Source organism: Aquitalea denitrificans (assembly GCF_009856625.1).
GTDB classification, from domain to species: Bacteria; Pseudomonadota; Gammaproteobacteria; order Burkholderiales; family Chromobacteriaceae; genus Aquitalea; species Aquitalea denitrificans.
On the sequence record NZ_CP047241.1, the window covers coordinates 2,202,931 to 2,219,134 of the forward strand.

General features: G+C 58.8%; 14 protein-coding genes. 7 read left to right on the forward strand and 7 right to left on the reverse strand.

Annotated features, from left to right (window positions below; translation table 11 throughout):
• The first annotated feature begins 14 nt into the window (after nt 1-14).
• Both GSR16_RS09955 and GSR16_RS09960 read left to right on the forward strand, forming a co-directional pair.
• On the forward strand, nt 15-989 hold the full coding sequence (locus tag GSR16_RS09955) for an L-threonylcarbamoyladenylate synthase (protein WP_159876956.1): 975 nt from the start codon (nt 15-17) through the stop codon (nt 987-989).
• Nucleotides 990-1,116: 127 nt separating this feature from the next.
• The gene (locus GSR16_RS09960) at nt 1,117-3,945 is read left to right on the forward strand and encodes an EAL domain-containing protein (protein ID WP_159876958.1); all 2,829 of its coding nucleotides are present in this window, start codon (nt 1,117-1,119) and stop codon (nt 3,943-3,945) included.
• 5 nt (nt 3,946-3,950) lie between these two features.
• On the opposite strand, the gene GSR16_RS09965 is transcribed toward GSR16_RS09960, so the two are convergent.
• Nucleotides 3,951-5,132 carry a GGDEF domain-containing protein gene (locus tag GSR16_RS09965; RefSeq protein ID WP_159876960.1) on the reverse strand — a complete coding sequence of 394 codons (1,182 nt, stop codon included), beginning with the start codon at nt 5,130-5,132 and terminating at the stop codon, nt 3,951-3,953.
• A gap of 18 nt (nt 5,133-5,150) precedes the next feature.
• Complete coding sequence (locus tag GSR16_RS09970) at nt 5,151-6,092, reverse strand: substrate-binding domain-containing protein (RefSeq protein WP_159876962.1); 942 nt, start codon at nt 6,090-6,092, stop codon at nt 5,151-5,153.
• Between the two features lie 274 nt (nt 6,093-6,366).
• Here GSR16_RS09970 and GSR16_RS09975 point away from each other — a divergent pair, with 274 nt between their 5' ends.
• A complete protein-coding gene (locus GSR16_RS09975) occupies nt 6,367-7,527 on the forward strand; it encodes an alpha/beta fold hydrolase (protein WP_159876964.1) in 1,161 nt (386 codons plus the stop codon).
• Nucleotides 7,528-7,951: 424 nt separating this feature from the next.
• Here GSR16_RS09975 and GSR16_RS09980 read toward each other — a convergent pair whose 3' ends face one another.
• Complete coding sequence (locus GSR16_RS09980) at nt 7,952-8,377, reverse strand: EamA family transporter (protein ID WP_159876966.1); 426 nt, start codon at nt 8,375-8,377, stop codon at nt 7,952-7,954.
• 119 nt (nt 8,378-8,496) lie between these two features.
• Here GSR16_RS09980 and GSR16_RS21325 point away from each other — a divergent pair, with 119 nt between their 5' ends.
• Entirely contained in the window at nt 8,497-8,631 is a 135-nt protein-coding gene (locus GSR16_RS21325) for a hypothetical protein (protein WP_276608570.1), read from the forward strand.
• Here GSR16_RS21325 and GSR16_RS09985 read toward each other — a convergent pair.
• The 4 genes from GSR16_RS09985 to GSR16_RS10000 form a co-directional block, all read right to left on the reverse strand.
• Complete coding sequence (locus GSR16_RS09985; protein WP_159876968.1) at nt 8,628-9,284, reverse strand: YkgJ family cysteine cluster protein; 657 nt, start codon at nt 9,282-9,284, stop codon at nt 8,628-8,630. The genes GSR16_RS21325 and GSR16_RS09985 overlap by 4 nt on opposite strands.
• Before the next feature lie 48 nt (nt 9,285-9,332).
• The gene (locus GSR16_RS09990) at nt 9,333-10,685 is read right to left on the reverse strand and encodes an MATE family efflux transporter (protein WP_159876970.1); all 1,353 of its coding nucleotides are present in this window, start codon (nt 10,683-10,685) and stop codon (nt 9,333-9,335) included.
• A 127-nt stretch (nt 10,686-10,812) separates the two neighbouring features.
• A complete protein-coding gene (locus GSR16_RS09995) occupies nt 10,813-11,154 on the reverse strand; it encodes a zinc ribbon domain-containing protein YjdM (protein ID WP_045847365.1) in 342 nt (113 codons plus the stop codon).
• Nucleotides 11,155-11,287: 133 nt separating this feature from the next.
• Nucleotides 11,288-12,307 carry a transporter gene (locus tag GSR16_RS10000; RefSeq protein ID WP_159876972.1) on the reverse strand — a complete coding sequence of 340 codons (1,020 nt, stop codon included), beginning with the start codon at nt 12,305-12,307 and terminating at the stop codon, nt 11,288-11,290.
• A 301-nt stretch (nt 12,308-12,608) separates the two neighbouring features.
• On the opposite strand from GSR16_RS10000, the gene GSR16_RS10005 reads away from it, so the two are divergent.
• The 3 genes from GSR16_RS10005 (at nt 12,609) to fliD (ending at nt 16,056) form a co-directional block, all read left to right on the forward strand.
• A complete protein-coding gene (locus tag GSR16_RS10005; protein WP_159876974.1) occupies nt 12,609-12,842 on the forward strand; it encodes a hypothetical protein in 234 nt (77 codons plus the stop codon).
• 221 nt (nt 12,843-13,063) lie between these two features.
• Nucleotides 13,064-14,347 (forward strand): NAD(P)/FAD-dependent oxidoreductase, encoded by a 1,284-nt coding sequence (locus GSR16_RS10010; RefSeq protein WP_159876976.1) that lies wholly within the window; start codon nt 13,064-13,066, stop codon nt 14,345-14,347.
• A gap of 248 nt (nt 14,348-14,595) precedes the next feature.
• Nucleotides 14,596-16,056, forward strand: coding sequence for a flagellar filament capping protein FliD (gene fliD, locus GSR16_RS10015; protein WP_159876978.1), 1,461 nt, complete (start codon nt 14,596-14,598; stop codon nt 16,054-16,056).
• The last annotated feature ends 148 nt before the right edge of the window (nt 16,057-16,204 follow it).

Genomic DNA, 16,204 nt, shown 5'->3' on the forward strand with positions numbered 1-16,204 from the left:
CACAGAAAGCACATATGGAATACCTCAATCCGCATGCCGCGGACATCCACCGCGCTGCCAGCCTGCTGGGCAATGGCCAACTGGTGGCACTACCTACCGAAACCGTCTACGGCCTGGCCGCCAGTGCGCAAGACCCTGCAGCCATCCGCCGGGTTTTCAGCGCCAAGGGCAGGCCGGCCGATCACCCGCTGATTGTGCATCTGCCAAACCTGTCTCATCTGCAGCACTGGGTCAGCCAGATACCAGCGCCAGCCTACCAGCTGGCCGCAGCATTCTGGCCCGGCCCGCTTACCATGGTGCTGCCGGCGGCACCCACGGTATCGCGCCTGATTACCGGCGGGCAGGATACCGTTGCCGTGCGCTGGCCGGCACATCCGCTGTTCCAGGCCGTGCTCGACCAGCTGGGCCATGCGGTGGTCGCGCCGTCGGCCAACCCTTTCGGCCACATCAGCCCCACCAGTGCCGCCCATGTGGCGCGCCAGATGGAAGGTCGCATCGAGGCGGTGCTGGATGGCGGGGACTGCCGCTTCGGGCTGGAGTCCACCATTGTCGACCTGTCCGGTCCACAGGCACGCATCCTGCGCCCTGGCAGCATCAGCGCCGCCCAGCTGGCCCGCGTGCTGCCACTGGATGAGGGTCCGCGTGACCTTGTACCGCGCGTTCCCGGCGCATTGGCTTCACACTATGCCCCGCGGATTCCCTGCCATCGTTTTGAAGCCGCACACCGCCCCCGGCTTCCTGCGCAAGTATGGGCTGAAGATCTGGCCTTCATCAGCATGGTGGGCAGGCCGGCCACACCGCTGCCGGCCACGCAAAGCTATCTGCTGCCGGCCGATCCGGCTGCCTATGCCAGCCAGATCTATGCCGTGCTGCACCAGGCGGAAGCCAGCGGCTGCAACCGCATTCTGATCGAGATGCCGCCGGATACGCCCGCCTGGTTGCATGTGCGTGACCGGCTGTTGCGTGCCAGCACACCAGTAGCAGACTAAGCCTGTCGCCTCCGGGCCGAGTCGATGTAAAACCACTGCATTTTTGCCTGAGGACGCAGAAACGGGCTTTTCATAAAAGCCCGTTGTCATGCATGATGTCCTGCAGAATCTGTCAGGAAACACCGGCATGACGCGTGAACACCGAATGCTCCGTTCCTTCAAGCTGCGTTACATCATTGCGCTATCCCTGATGGCAATACTGGCAACCAGCGCCTTTGTTTCGCAAAAACTGGTGATTGCCACGCAGCAAAGCACAGCCGCCCTGGTCAATATCAGTGGCCGCCAGCGCATGCTCAGCCAGCGCATCGCCCTGTTCAGCCAGCAACTGGCCACCACACAGGGTGGCTCCTCCCGTCTGCGCCAGCAATTGCAGCAGGCCGTCAGCCTGATGGCGACCAGTCATCAAGGCCTGATCAATGGCCAGCCGCAGCTGCACTTGCCGCAGACCATGTCGCCAGCAGTGCATGCACTGTATTTTGGCAACCCGCAAGCCATTCATTTCCTGGAAAACCGTTATCTGGCGCTGGCCAGACACATACTGGCGCAGCCGGATGGCACGCTGAGCATGGCAGACCCCGACCTGCAGCAACTGCTGGCACTGGCAGAGGGCGACCTGCTGCGTGCACTGGATACCGCAGTCAAACGCTATCAGCTGGAAGGCGAAGCTGCCGTCGACCAGCTGCAAACAGCAGAGAACATTGCCTGGCTGGCCGCCCTTGCGCTGCTGCTGACCGAGGCGCTGTTCATCTTTATCCCGTTTGCCAGCCAGATGCGCCGGGTCATTCAAGCCCAGGAGAGCAATCAGCAGGATCTGCAATCCCACCAGCTGCAACTGGAAGCCGAAATCGAAAAACGCACTGCCGAACTGCTCAGCCGCGAGGAACAGCTGAAGAAGTTTTCGCTGGTGATACAACAAAGCCCGGCCAGCATCGTCATTACCAATATGGATGCCCGCATCGAATATGTGAACGAGGCTTTCCTGAAGAACACCGGCTACAGCCAGGATGAAGTGCTGGGACAGAATCCGCGCATTCTGCATGCGGGTAAAACCTCAGCAGAAACCTATGCCGATCTGTGGTCCACCCTGATGGCCGGCGCGGTATGGGAAGGCGAATTCATCAATCGGCGCAAGGACGGCAGCGAATATGTCGAAGCAGTGGTGATTGCCCCGCTACGCCAGCAGGATGGCAAGGTTAGCCACTATGTGGCCATCAAGGATGACATTACCGACAAGAAGGCCGCCATCGAAGCCATCCGCCAGAGTGAGCTGAAATTCCACACCATGATGGACTGGGCCAGTGACTGGGTGTACTGGATCAAGCCTGACGGCCAATTTCACTACATGACCCCGTCGGCAGAAAAGATCAGCGCGTATCGCGCCGGCGAATTCGAGCGCAACCCGGCCCTGCTAGACGCCATCATCCACCCGGAAGACCGCGCGCAATGGCTGGCCCGGCAGCACACGCACGATAGCGCAATGGAAACGGTGGGCCTGGATTTGCGCATCTGCCGGAAAGATGGCGACATCCGCTGGGTAAACTATACCTGCCGCCCAATCTACGGCGAGGATGGCAGCTATCTGGGGCAGCGTGCCACGCTGCACGACATTACCGAGCGCAAGGAAGCAGAAGACGAAATCCGCCAGCTGGCCCACTACGACCCGCTTACCTGGCTGCCCAACCGCCGCCTGCTATTCGACCGCCTGCAGCAGGCACAGAAAATCAGCGAACGCTCCCGCGAACATGGTGTGCTGATGATGCTGGATCTGGACCAGTTCAAGAAGCTCAACGACACCTTGGGCCACGAGATGGGTGACAAGCTGCTGGTACAGGTGGGCCGTCGCCTGCGCAACACCGTTGGCGAAGCCGACACCGTGGCCCGGCTTGGCGGGGACGAATTCGTCGCCATCATCGAAAACCTTGGCCCCAATGAAACCGTTGCGGCCAAGCGTGCCGAACAGATTGCCGAGAACATCCGTGACCAGCTGTCCCGTCCCTACCGGCTGGAAGGGGATCAGGATACCGACCACGTCTATACCACCAGCATCGGATTGACATTATTCCGCGGTCTGGTGACTTCCATGGAAAACCTGCTCAAGCAGGCCGATGTTGCGCTGTACCAGTCCAAGGATGCCGGTCGCAACCGGGTGCGATTCTTCAGCCCCACCATGCAAGCCAGCATAGAAGCGCGCAGCCTGCTGGAAAACGCGCTGCGACTGGGGTTTGCCCGCGAGGAATTCGTGCTCTACTACCAGCCGCAAGTAGGGCAGGATGGCACCCGCATCGGTGCCGAGGCGCTGCTGCGCTGGTGCTCTGCCGAACGTGGCATGGTGTCGCCAGCCCAGTTCATTCCGGTGGCCGAGGAGATGGGGCTGATCATCGAACTGGGACGCTGGGTGATGGACAGCGCCTGCCGGCAACTGAAGGCCTGGGAGCAACACCCGTATTTTTGCACGCTGGATATCGCGGTTAACGTCAGCGCACGTCAGTTCCACCAGCCTGATTTTGTGGCTTCGGTGCAAAACAGCCTGCAGCAAAGCGGTGCCAATCCGGCCCGGCTCAAGCTGGAACTGACGGAAAGCATCGTGCTGGAAAATGTTGACCTGGTGGTGGCACGCATGCACCAGTTGGGCGCACTGGGCATACGTTTTTCACTGGATGACTTTGGCACCGGCTACTCCTCACTGTCTTATCTCAAGCGCCTGCCGCTGGATCAAATCAAGATCGATCAATCCTTCACCCGCGAACTGGGCAAAGACGCCAGCACCACGGCCATCGTCAAAGCGATTCTGGCCATGTCACGTTCGCTGGGGCTGGAGGTGATTGCAGAGGGGGTAGAAACACACGCACAGCGCGATTATCTGGAAAGCTACGGCTGCTATGCCTATCAGGGCTATCTGTTTGGCAAACCGGTACCGATTGCCGACTGGGCAGCTGACGAAACTACAGCAGACTGAGGCGTTTAGTAGCACAGGCGGTTCTTGCCATCGCGCTTGGCGACATACATCAGCTTGTCCGCCTTGCTCAGGATGTCGATGGCCGACTCGCCGGGAAATGCCAGACAACAGCCCAGCGATAACGTTACCCCGAAGCCGGCTTCTTGCTGCATGCGCGTGCTCTGCACCAGTTTCAGGCGGATGCGCTCGCCGCACTCCACCGCGCGGCTCAGGGCTAAGCCGGGCAGAATCACCAGGAATTCCTCGCCACCGATGCGGCCGAACAGATCATCAGCCCGCAGCACCGATTTCACCTCGTCCGCCAGCACCCGCAATACGATATCGCCGACATTGTGGCCAAATACATCGTTGATTTTCTTGAAGTTGTCGACATCAAAGGTAATGACGCAGAACGAGCCTTCGGCATGACTCACCCTATCCACCTGCGCATTCAGGTGTTCCAGAATGGCACGGCGATTCAGGGTCTGTGTCAGGCTGTCGGTGGCGGCAATCACCAGCAGCGCATTACGCGCCTCCTCCAGTCCTGCGGACTTGGCCTCCAGGCTGGAACGCAGGTCCACCTCCTCGTTATGCAGCCGCTTGAGCTTGCTCACCAGCGTTTCCATGGCGACTTGCTGCTCGAAAAAATCGAAATTACGCCGGGCGTATTTCCAGTCCGTCAATAACAGGAACACCAGATACAGCAAGGCGATAACGGAAAAGGCATAACGATCGGATGCTGACATCACCTGGTCAAAACCATGCAGCTGGATGAATACCATCACCGTGATTACCGTACTGAACAGCGCGTACAAGCGGAAAATCAGCCCGTGCGACAGGATAGTGACGCTATTGATAGCAGCCAGCGCAATGATCTTGAACATGTAGACAAAATCAAACTGACGATGAGGAAACGCAAACAGCATGCCACCCCAGGCAACAGCTGCCGCAAATACCGATACATAGAAAGAGTTGAAATATTTTTCCAACCGGGCCGGATCAGTCAGCAGGCTGCGCATTTTTCCCAGATGCCACAGCCGTATTGACTGAATGCCTGCCATCGATAGAAGCCAGCAGGAGCCGGTCCATCCCGGATTACTGTTCCAATGCGACAGGTAAATGGCCAGCGCAACAGCCATAGACAACCGGATCGACATGCTGTCCTGTTCGAAATAGTACTGGCAAAGGCGAACGTTGGCCGTTTTCATGGGCTGATTCTTTCTGGCTCAGCGGGCATTGCGCAGCACCGCCCGGTCCATCACAAAAGGCGGCAACAGAATATTCCTGCCAGTACCCGCAGGGGCCTTGATGGCAGCATCTGCCATGTCTACCGCCAGACCAGCCATTTTTTCACTGTCCTGCACCATGGTGGCCAGCATTTCGCCGTTGCGCACGGCATCCACAATGACCGGGTTACGGTCCACGCCAACAAAGTCATATCTCCCGGCCTGTTGCAACTGGCGCAGTGCCAGCACGGTGGCGGTCGTCGTAGATTCGTTGGGGGTGAAAATGGCATCAAATGCTGGCGGCTTACCACCAAGATAAGCCGTCACGGTCCGCCGCCCCTGACCGATGGTTTGGTCGACCGCCGGACCGTACAACAAGGTGGCACCATCTTTGCGCGCAGCGGCGGTAAAACTCTCCATGCGCTGTTCGGTGGATGGCACGCGGCCATGATTGGGAAAAACCAGAATGCGGCGGATGGCCGGATTGTTCTTTTTCAGCTGCGCCCAGGCCATCCTGCCAATGGCGGCATTGTCGGATGTGACCGATCCGTACTGGCTGGTCAGCCCAGGATTACGGTCGATCAGAACCACCGGTACCGGCAGAAAACGCAGGATTTCATTGTAGTTCTCGATGGTGGCACTAGGGGCCAGAATGATGGCGCGACAACGCCGGGCAACGGCAATATTGAGCAACTGGATCTGCGCATCATCAATCAGATGTTCGCTATCCACCGAGCCACGGTCATAGATGAAATAACCCCGCCGCCCACCTTCCTTGGCTACGTTTGCCTGCAAATTTGCCCAGTAGTCGCGCCCGCCGCTGGCATAGATGAATGACAGGCATTCGCGCGCATGTGCCAGTGTGGCAACACAAAGCAGCACGATACCCAGCAGGCCACGCCCCCCCGGCAAACGCCAAAATGAGTGATGATGATTGAACACAAGACTCCTGTGCCAGGTGATTGTTTTATCCTGCCGGCTGGTCATGAGCGTAGTGCGGCAGCAAACCGGCGTGGGCCGCACAATACGGCTCATCACTATTTGATAGCTGATATTTGCTCGTCATGCCGACGGTTTTGGCAGTCCCTTCCCCCGGATGCTGCCAATGGCCATGCTGCCGCGCCGCTACCGCTGCCGGATACCGCAGCGCTTGCCCTTGCATCTGGCGCTGCAAGGACTACACTCTCATTGTGCACTGCACAATACAGAAGGCATCATGACACTTACTTTCAGCCGTCTGCAGGCCACTGCCAGACCGGCCATTCTGGAACACCTGGCGGAGCTGAGTGCGGATGACCGCTTCACCCGCTTCGGGCTGGAGCTGGCTCCTGCGGCACTATCCAGCTACGTCGACAGCATCAACTTCAACCGCGACATCGTGATTGGTGCCCATTACCGGGAATTATTGATCGGCGTGGTACACATCGCCGTTTTTCAACACGAAGCCTACCCTTGCGGCGAGCTGGGCATCAGCGTGGATAGCTTCTGCCAGGGCAAGGGCATTGGTCGCCTGCTGTTCGACCAGGCACTGGAACACGCTCGCCGACGCAAGGTAAACCGACTGCGCATCCAGTATTTACGCCGCAATGGCCGCATGGCCTCACTCTGCCGTGGGCTGAGCACGTATTTTGCGCAGGAAGGCGCAGAAACCGCCTGCCAGATCACCCTGGCCGAGGACGATCCGGCCAATGCCTGCCGCTACGAAATGCTGGATGACATTGAAGTGTTTCATGCCGATGCCCCCCAGCCACGCGGCCATGTGCTGTTCATTCATGGCGTGGCAGGCGATGGCTGGCAATGGCGGGAAAACATGCTGCCCTGGTTTGCTGCACACGGCCTGAGTGGCTCGGCCCTGTCGCTGCGCGGCCACGGCGGCAGCGCGGCGCGGCAAAACCAGACACTGCGTGGTTACGAGGAAGATGTTCAACAGGTACTGGCCGGCCTGCCCGGCAAGCCCGGCCTTATCGTCGGCCATTCCATGGGCGGCTTCCTGACCCAGCGTGTACTGGAAGGCAATGACGATCTGCAACGCGCCAGCCTGATCTGTTCGGTACCGCCGTGGGGTCTGCTACCTGGCACGCTGGATACCGTGGTGGAGTTCATGGGCGACCCGCTGGGCAAGGCCATTGCCATTCAGGCGGCCGAAGGCAAGCCGGCCTACGTCAACCCGGACAATGTCAGCGCGCAAGTACAAGTGATAGGTGGCAGCCGTGACAAGCTGATTCCGTCCGACGTGGTAGCCGCCACGGCCCGCTCCTATGACACCACACCGGTGATGATAGAAGATGCCGGCCATGCCGTGATTTCCAGCAGCAAATGGCAAAATGTGGCCGAGCAGGTGTTGCGCCATCTGCTGGGTAATAACACTAATCCGTAACAGCCAGGCAAGGCCGCAGGGCGGGCCTAGCGCAGCCAGTTACCAGCTAAGTAGAAGCCCCGATGACAAGCACGTTGCAAAAAGCGTAAGGTTGGCATTCCTCCTTTGTAGACGACTCTTTTCCCACGCCCGGCGTGGGTTTTCTTTGTCCACGATGCCCGTACTTACCATACACGCCTGCAATAGCCTGCCTGGGCTGGCCTTGCCCGAATTCGAGTCCGTCAGACGTATGCCTGCTGGCGTTTACGACATTGCCGGACGTTGCACTGGCCCCTGTGGCGGGCCAATGTGGGTTCTGCGGCATGGCAACGATGCCTGGTTGCTGGATCAAGCTTTCTACGAATGGCTGCAAGAGCAGCAGGCCCAGCCTGTGCTGCAATGCCGCTCCTGCCACCCCGCCTGAACCAGAACCGATCCATCGCTGCTAGCGGCGGATCGCCAGCACCAGCACCCCCACCGCCACCAGGGCAATGCCGAGCCATTCGCGCGGAGCCGGACGCTCCCCCAGAAACAGCACGGCAAACACAGCCACCAGTACCAGGCTAAGCTTGTCCACGGGGGCCACCTTGCTGGCTTCGCCCAGTTGCAGGGCGCGGAAATAGCAGGTCCAGGAGGCTCCGGTTGCCAAACCGGACAGGCCAAGAAACAACCAGGTCCTGCCGGAAAGCTGCAGTGGGTTGCTCCATTTTCCGGTCAGCCAGACAAACAGCGACAGCACCATGGCAATGATGCCGGTACGTATCAGCGTGGCCAGGTCAGAATCCACCCCGCGCAGCCCCAGCTTGGCCAGAACCGCAGTCAATGCGGCAAACACCGCCGAGCACAAGGCCCAGACAAACCAGCTTTCCATCGTTGACTTCCTTTGTATTCGAACTGACCGCAGATCAAGCCGCATTCTCTTAGCATGAAATCAGGCGTACAATCAGCGGCTTCTCATCTGCAGAAACTGCTGCCCCTCGCTCACCTGTCATGTCATCTGCAAAAACCGCCTGCCTGCTGGGATTACTGTTAATACTGCTTTTGCTGGCAGAACACCACCAGGAAAGCAAACTGCCCAACCCGGCACAGCCACGGCTGGTGAAAAACATCCTGCGCGTACGCTAACCTGCCCGATCACCCTGCCCGGCCAGCCAGCCTTCCTCTGCACCAGCATCGTCCAGCGCCCATAACATGGCGGCAGTCAGTTCCAGCGGGTCAGCCGCCAGTCCAGCCTGTCGATACCCTGCAGCCGTACCACGCTGCAAGGCCTCTGCCGCCAGGGTAATGGACAGGTCTTGCGGAATTTCAGCTGCCTGTGTGTGACAGGCAGCAGCGGAAAACGAATGAGCCTTGCGGCAACTGGCCGGTCGCAAGGGGTAAATGCTGCACAGGCCATCCTGCAGGAATGCACAAGCCAGGCGAGCTAATGGCGCAGTAGCGGCCTGCATGTGCTGTTGACGCTGCAACAGGCGCTGCCGTATCTCCTGCAACTGCGGTAGCGTACCCTGTCGCAGATGGCGGGCGATAAGCAGCACCTCGGCCTGACTGGCCTCCACACGCAGATAGCAACAACTATTGCAAGCAGCCTGACAGGCGGGCGCCTGACCGCGCTGCTCTGCTTGCATCACGATCTTGTCGATGCCTGCGTGCAGATGGCTGATGAAATGCAAGGCATGCCCCACTCCGGGCCTGGCCTGCAGCTCCCGCGCCACCCGTTGACTGACTTGTCTGATCGAAGCCTGCAAGGCTGCAGACTCTTCCTTGCTCAATGTCACCATCCATGCTCCTGATTGCACTGCGGCTGATTATAGCGCTGCCGCAGCAGGCTACTGCCCCCCGCTCAATGCATTGACTCCCACACTGTCCCGCAAGCGTGGCCACGCCAGGGTCAGCAGAATGCCGCGCATCGCCATCAACACCAGCAATGCAGCCCAGATACCGTGATTACCCAGCAGGCCCTGCAACAGCAACAGCGCAGGCAGGTACACCGCAAAGCTCAACAACATGCCATTGCGCAGCACGGCGGTACGCATGGCACCCATGAACACGCCATCCCAGAAAAAGGCCCAGATGCATACCGGCGGCAAAACCACCAGCCAGCTCCAGTACTGTGCTGCCAGTTGCTGCAGCTGCCGGTCCGGTGTCATCCAGGGCAGATAAACCAGCCCCAACAAGGCCATGCCCAGCGCCAGCACACTGCTCCATCCCAGCGACAGCCAGGCACATCGCCGCACCACCAGCCGTAACCCGTTACGACTTTGCGCACCGATGGCATGCGCACCATGCACCTCGGCTGCCACGGCAAAGCCGTCCAGCAGACTGACACACACCATGAAGGCCTGTAGCAGCAGCTGATTGGCCGCCAGCGTCAGCGTACCCAGCTGCGCGCCGCTACGCGTCATCAAGGCAAACGCCACCGTCAACAGCAGAGTACGGACCATGATGTCGATATTGGCAGCAAACAGTTGCCGCCAGGCGGCCCGTCCGCCAGAGCGGGACAAGGCCTGTTGCCATTGCGGCCACGGAGCCTGACGCAGCATCACCCGCCAGGCCAGCACACAACCCACCGCTTCGGCAATCGCCGTGGCCCAGCCTGCACCAGCGACACCCCAGCCCAGCACCGATACCAGCCAAACAGCCAGCAACGCATTAAGCAGATTCATCAGCAGCTGCAACACCATGACCTGGCGTGACTTGCCCAGTCCCAACAGCCAAGCGAACTGGGCATAGGACAACAAGGTGAACGGTGCAGACCAGATACGGGCAGAAAAATAATCATGCGTCAGCCTGGCTACCTCTGCCGGCGGTGCCAGCAGACGCAGGGCCAGCCACAACAGAGGCTGCTGCAACAGCAACAGGCCAAGCCAACCCAGCAACGCGGCCAGCATGGGACGCAGGCCTGCCAGAACCACAGAATCCGGGCTGCGCTGTCCGGATGCCTGTGCCACCAGTCCGGTGGTGGTGAAACGCAGAAAGCTGAAACACCAGTACAAGACAGTGAAAATACTGCCACCCACGGCAACTGCAGCCAGCGCCACCGGGCTGCCCAGCCGGCCCAGCACAGCAGTATCCACCAGCCCCATCAATGGAGTTGCCAGTGCAGCCAGCATCACCGGAATGGCAAAGCCAATCAGCTGGCACGTGCGCGGAGGAGAATAGCCGAAAATGGAAATCATCATGAATCAGGCAGACAGAAAAATGGCATGGTAGCAAAGCCGGTGCACCTGCAAGGCAGCATATGCATCGCGACATGAAAAAAGCACCCGCTAGCGGGTGCTTTTTTGCAGGAAACCGGACGCAGAAGAATCAGGCTTTCTTGACGAACTCAGACTTCAGACCCATGGCACCGATGCCATCGATCTTGCAATCGATATCGTGGTCACCATCCACCAGGCGGATGTTCTTTACCTTGGTACCCACCTTCACCACCAGTGAAGAACCCTTCACTTTCAGGTCCTTGATCACGGTAACAGTATCGCCATCCTGCAGCAGATTGCCATTGGCATCGCGCACTTCACGGCCCTGTTCTTCACCGGCCGCTTCGGCCTGGGCCGACCATTCGTGTGCGCACTCCGGGCACACCAGCATGGCGCCGTCTTCGTAGGTAAATTGGGAACCACACTGGGGGCAATTGGGCAAACCGCTCATGCTATACCTTGCTGTAAATCAGACTGGACAAGAAGCCACCGGCCTCAGCTGGTGACACAAAACGCGCTATTGTACGCCAGACTGCCCACAAGTTCACCCACCCGCTACAGGGTTAATCAAGCGACCCACCTGCTCAGCGTGCCGCTTGACGGCTAAAGGCCCACCGCCCGGCCAGCAAGGTAAAGCTGGCCACCAGCGCCACCAACACCCAGAAACCATGCGGGTGATTGGCCAGCGGCACACCCCCCACGTTCATACCGAAAAAGCCGGCCACGATATTGATGGGCAAGGCCAACACCGTCACCATGGTCAGGGTGAACAAGGTGCGGTTGGTTTGCTCATTCAACTTGGCAGCCAGCTCTTCCTGTAACAGCTTGATGCGCTCCACCAGCGTGGCCAGATCGTTCAGCACCAAGGAAAATTCTTCGGTAGATTCACGCAAGGCCTGCACATCCGGCTCGGCCAGCCAGATCGGCGGGCGGTTCAGCAGCCGGAACAAAGCCCCCGGCTCCGGGGCCAGCAGACGCTGCATGCGCACCAGCGTGCGCCGCATGCTGGATAGCTCTGCACGATGATCCTGCAGCCGCTCGGCCAACAGCCGGTCTTCGATATGATCCACCTTGCAAGTGGTTTCTCGCACGATGCTAGCCATGACATCGGCCTGATCCTGCATCAGGTGAAACAACAGCGAACGCGCCGAAGGGAACACCTCCCCGGCCTTTACCGCCCCCCGCAGCCTGTCCACCGAACGCAGCGGTCGCACCCGCGCCGTAACCAGCAGCCGCGCACCAGCTGCCACCCACAGGGTGGCCACATCCGAACTGACCACACCGAAACCCAGCGCCACATCGTTAATGACCGCCAGCAACATGCCGTCTGACGGTTCGATGCGGGTGGAGCCACCACCGGCATGCAACATTTCGTCGAAGCCCTCAGGCAAGTCAAGGTTGGCGCGCATCCAGCGCTCGCACGCGACATGTGCCAGATTGAAATGCAGCCAGACAAAGCCATCCTCACCCTGGCTATCCCGCAGGAAATCCAGTGCCTCATCCGACCCGATGGCTTCCCCACGCTGACCGGGAGCAAAACGAAAACCGCTGATCAAGCCAACCTGATCAGCGCCATAGGTTTTGCTGACAATAGACAGGCTCATTACTTGCAACACTTTCTTGAAATCGCCAGCTGTAAAACTGGTCACAATGATTCGGATATGGCCAAGCTTAACACTGAGCATCACTGTTAATTACGACAGTCAGATGACATGGTTTCCGTTTGCATTCACACCACATCCGGGAAGTAGTTGGAAACTAACCAAGGAAATATCTTATGAAGTTGCAGGAAGTAAGATTAATTAGATTAGGACTAAGCCGCTTAATCAGCGCATGGTGAATTCATAGACTGTCTCCTGTTCGGTAACGGACAAATCCACTCAGCCCACCACTCAGGAGACGTTCATGAAATATGCCGCACTTGCGCTCATCACCACCTTCGTTGCCGGCCCGGTACTGGCCAACAAGCTGCATCAAGAGCAACCCACCGCCAGCGAGGTAAAAGCCTGGCAAGCTGATCACGCGAAAATCAAACAACAAGAACAAAAGAAAGAAAAACACAAGAAAAACAAGAAACAAAGCTCCGCAGTGACCGGCCAGGTGAAAGAAACCGTTGGCGGCCATCAGCACAACAAATAAGCCATTGCTTGCAGGACAGTTGCCATTGCAGGTGTCCTGCCTTCAGACCGCCCCCTCACCCGCCCGCAGCCCCTTCCTCACCGCAGCCAAGCGCCCCAGCCATGGCACCCCCCAATCAGTCGCAACAAACAAATATTTGATCAAATCTATTGGCAACAGCAGAGAGTCTGGGCTAGAATCATCTGGCATGTGCAAAATATTAAACGAAAAAGTTTAACGAAATGCCACAAACCAGCTACCCAGAATCCTACTACGCCGCCTCTGCTAATCCGGTCCCGTCCCGTCCGGCCCTGCAAGGCGATATCGAAACCGACATCTGCATCATCGGAGCCGGCTACACCGGTCTTTCCACTGCACTCTTTCTGCTGGAAAGCGGCTTCAAGGTTACCGTCCTGGAGGCAGCCCGGGTTGGGTTTGGCGCGTCCGGTCGCAACGGCGGCCAGATCGTCAACAGTTACAGCCGCGACATCGACGTGATCGAGCGCAGTGTAGGTGGCCCCCAAGCCCGCCTGCTGGGCGACATGGCATTTGAAGGCGGCCGGATCATCCGCGAGCGCATTGCCCGATACAACATCGATTGCGCCCTGAAAGACGGCGGCGTGTTTGCTGCGCTAAGTGAAAAGCAGATGGGGCATTTGCGATCACAAAAGGCATTGTGGGAGCGCTACGGACACAAGCAACTGCAACTGCTGGGCAAGGACGACATGCGCGGCATTGTGGCTACCGACCAGTACGTGGGCGGCATGCTGGACATGAGCGGCGGCCACATCCATCCGCTTAACCTGGCATTGGGCGAAGCCGCTGCCGTAGAGCAACTGGGAGGGGTTATCTACGAGCAATCCCCGGCGCTGAGCATTGCACGCGGCAAACAGCCGGTGGTTACCACACCGCAAGGCCGGGTAAAGGCCAGCTTCCTGGTTGTCGCCGGCAATGCCTACCTGGGCAATCTGCTGCCGGAACTGGCCGCCAAATCCATGCCTTGCGGCACGCAGGTGATCACCACCGAACCACTGGGCGACGAACTGGCCGCCAGCCTGTTGCCGCAGGATTACTGCGTGGAAGACTGCAATTATCTGCTGGACTACTACCGTCTGAGCCAAGACAAGCGACTGATTTTTGGTGGCGGCGTGGTTTACGGTGCCCGTGATCCGGCCAATATCGAAGCCATCATTCGTCCCAAAATGCTGAAGGTATTCCCGCAACTGGGCAATGTGAAGATTGACTATGCGTGGACAGGCAACTTCCTGTTGACACTATCGCGCCTGCCGCAAGTTGGCCGCCTTGGCGACAATATTTACTACTCCCAGGGCTGCAGTGGTCATGGCGTTACCTACACCCACCTGGCCGGCAAGGTGATGGCTGAATCGCTGCGTGGTCAGGCCGAGCGTTTCGATGCCTTCGCCACCCTGCCTCACTACCCCTTCCCGGGTGGCAACCTACTGCGGGTACCATTCACCGCCATGGGTGCCTGGTATTATTCGCTGCGTGACAAACTGGGCGTCTGAGCTGCTCGCCACAACCGCGCCGGAGCGGCCAGCAGGCACTCCGGCGCACCTTCTGTCCAGCAACACCCATCCCAAGTCCCATCCGCACTGGCAGGTACCGGCCTGCTTTTTACATATCCTTACCCTATTTGCAAAAGCAAACATTTTTTGACCTGTCTTGCCCATCCTGCCAGCTTCACGCTCAGGGATAATCGTGCGTACCGGCATGTGTCCGTCATGCCCTCACCCTCAAGGCAAGCACAGACAAGATGAGCAGCGCATCCATTACCACCTCCGCCGGCCCGCTCGACGTGCAGAACATCGTCAGTCAACTGATGACGGTGGAAAAGCAGCCGCTCGCCACCAGCCAGACCAAGCTGAAAACCTTCAACAGCAAACTCAGCGATATCGGGCAGGTCAGTTCTGCCTTGTCCGGCCTGCAAACCGCAGTCAACGACCTGGCATCGGGCAATTTCCTGCATACCCTGAAAGCCAGCACCTCGGATGCCACCATCGCCACGGTGGACACCAACGGTAGCGGCCTTGCCGGCAACTACCAATTGAATGTGGAAGATCTGGCCAAGCCACGTCAACTGGTGTTCGACACTACATCGGACGGGCAATCCATTACCAGCACCAGTACTGCGCTTGCCAATGTTCCTGATTCACTCACCATTGCAGTGGGTGGCAACAGCACCACCGTGCAGCTGCGCGACCCGGTCAGCACCACGGCAACCGACGCCAGCAGCAGCGATGGCACCACCACCGCGACACCGGCCAGCGTCACCCTGCAGGACATCGCCGACAAGATCAATGCTGCCAATACCGGCGTCAATGCCTCCATCGTGCATTACAAAGGCAGCTATTCACTGGTGATTGCTTCCGCCGAATCAGGCTCGGACAGTGCGTTCAGCATTACCGCTGGCGGCAGCGACAGCAGCCTGACGCAAACCGGCGCCAACACCCTGGCCGGCTTGCAGCAAAGCGACACCGCCATCAGTGAATCCAGCGATGCCAGCGACGCCTCACTCACGGTGAATGGCGTATATGTATCGTCCAGCAGTAACACCGTCAGCGACGTGATCAACGGTGCCACCATCAGCCTGCAGAAGTCCGGTGAAGCATCCATCACCATGACGCAGGACAACAGCAGCATTGCCAGCAAACTGCAGGGGTTTGTTGATGCCTACAACAAGGTGCAAAGCGCGCTGGACAATGCGTCCGGCGGCAGCATGAAGGGGGATGCGGCACTGACATCAATCCGCAACCAACTCAGCGCGGTATTGCAAACCCCGGTCAGCGGGGCCGACCCGGTCACCTCCTACGCCTATTTGTCGCAGGTGGGCATTTCCATTCAAAAGGACGGCACCTTGTCGCTGGACCAGTCCGCTTTCAACAAAGCGCTTAGCAACAAACCGACAGCCGTGGGCAATCTGTTCGGCAACAGTAGCAATACCGGCTTTGCCGACCGCTTCAACACCACCATCAACAATTTGCTGGGACCAGCGGGGATAGTCGTGACCAAGCAACATGATCTGAACCAGAACGTAACGGATGAAACCGGCCACCAGACTCAGCTGCAAACCAAGATGAGTGACAAGCAGGCCAACTACCTGCGTCAGTACACCACCCTGAACGCCACCCTGGCCAAGATGCAGCAATCCACCAGCAATCTGTCCGGGCTGATGGCTGGCGTCAGCTCCGCCGGTTCATCTTCTGGGTCTTCGTGATCCGGCAACTGACTGGCACGGCAATGCTGCCGACAGCCTGTTTGACAATTTGTGACAACCTTAACAGTTGGCAACATCTTTTAACGGTGATTTGCCATCAAGCTGCCCTCTCTCCCGCCCGATAATGCAGATAGAGCCTGAACAGGGC

Bases quoted from the DNA above. Each gene is read 5' to 3' on its own strand.
- GSR16_RS09955 (WP_159876956.1), top strand. From the start codon at position 15: ATGGAATACCTCAATCCGCATGCCGCGGACATCCACCGCGCTGCCAGC.
- GSR16_RS09960 (WP_159876958.1), top strand. From the start codon at position 1,117: ATGACGCGTGAACACCGAATGCTCCGTTCCTTCAAGCTGCGTTACATC.
- GSR16_RS09965 (WP_159876960.1), bottom strand. From the start codon at position 5,132: ATGAAAACGGCCAACGTTCGCCTTTGCCAGTACTATTTCGAACAGGAC.
- GSR16_RS09975 (WP_159876964.1), top strand. From the start codon at position 6,367: ATGACACTTACTTTCAGCCGTCTGCAGGCCACTGCCAGACCGGCCATT.
- GSR16_RS09980 (WP_159876966.1), bottom strand. From the start codon at position 8,377: ATGGAAAGCTGGTTTGTCTGGGCCTTGTGCTCGGCGGTGTTTGCCGCA.
- GSR16_RS21325 (WP_276608570.1), top strand. From the start codon at position 8,497: ATGTCATCTGCAAAAACCGCCTGCCTGCTGGGATTACTGTTAATACTG.
- GSR16_RS09985 (WP_159876968.1), bottom strand. From the start codon at position 9,284: ATGGTGACATTGAGCAAGGAAGAGTCTGCAGCCTTGCAGGCTTCGATC.
- GSR16_RS09990 (WP_159876970.1), bottom strand. From the start codon at position 10,685: ATGATGATTTCCATTTTCGGCTATTCTCCTCCGCGCACGTGCCAGCTG.
- GSR16_RS09995 (WP_045847365.1), bottom strand. From the start codon at position 11,154: ATGAGCGGTTTGCCCAATTGCCCCCAGTGTGGTTCCCAATTTACCTAC.
- GSR16_RS10000 (WP_159876972.1), bottom strand. From the start codon at position 12,307: ATGAGCCTGTCTATTGTCAGCAAAACCTATGGCGCTGATCAGGTTGGC.
- GSR16_RS10005 (WP_159876974.1), top strand. From the start codon at position 12,609: ATGAAATATGCCGCACTTGCGCTCATCACCACCTTCGTTGCCGGCCCG.
- GSR16_RS10010 (WP_159876976.1), top strand. From the start codon at position 13,064: ATGCCACAAACCAGCTACCCAGAATCCTACTACGCCGCCTCTGCTAAT.
- fliD (WP_159876978.1), top strand. From the start codon at position 14,596: ATGAGCAGCGCATCCATTACCACCTCCGCCGGCCCGCTCGACGTGCAG.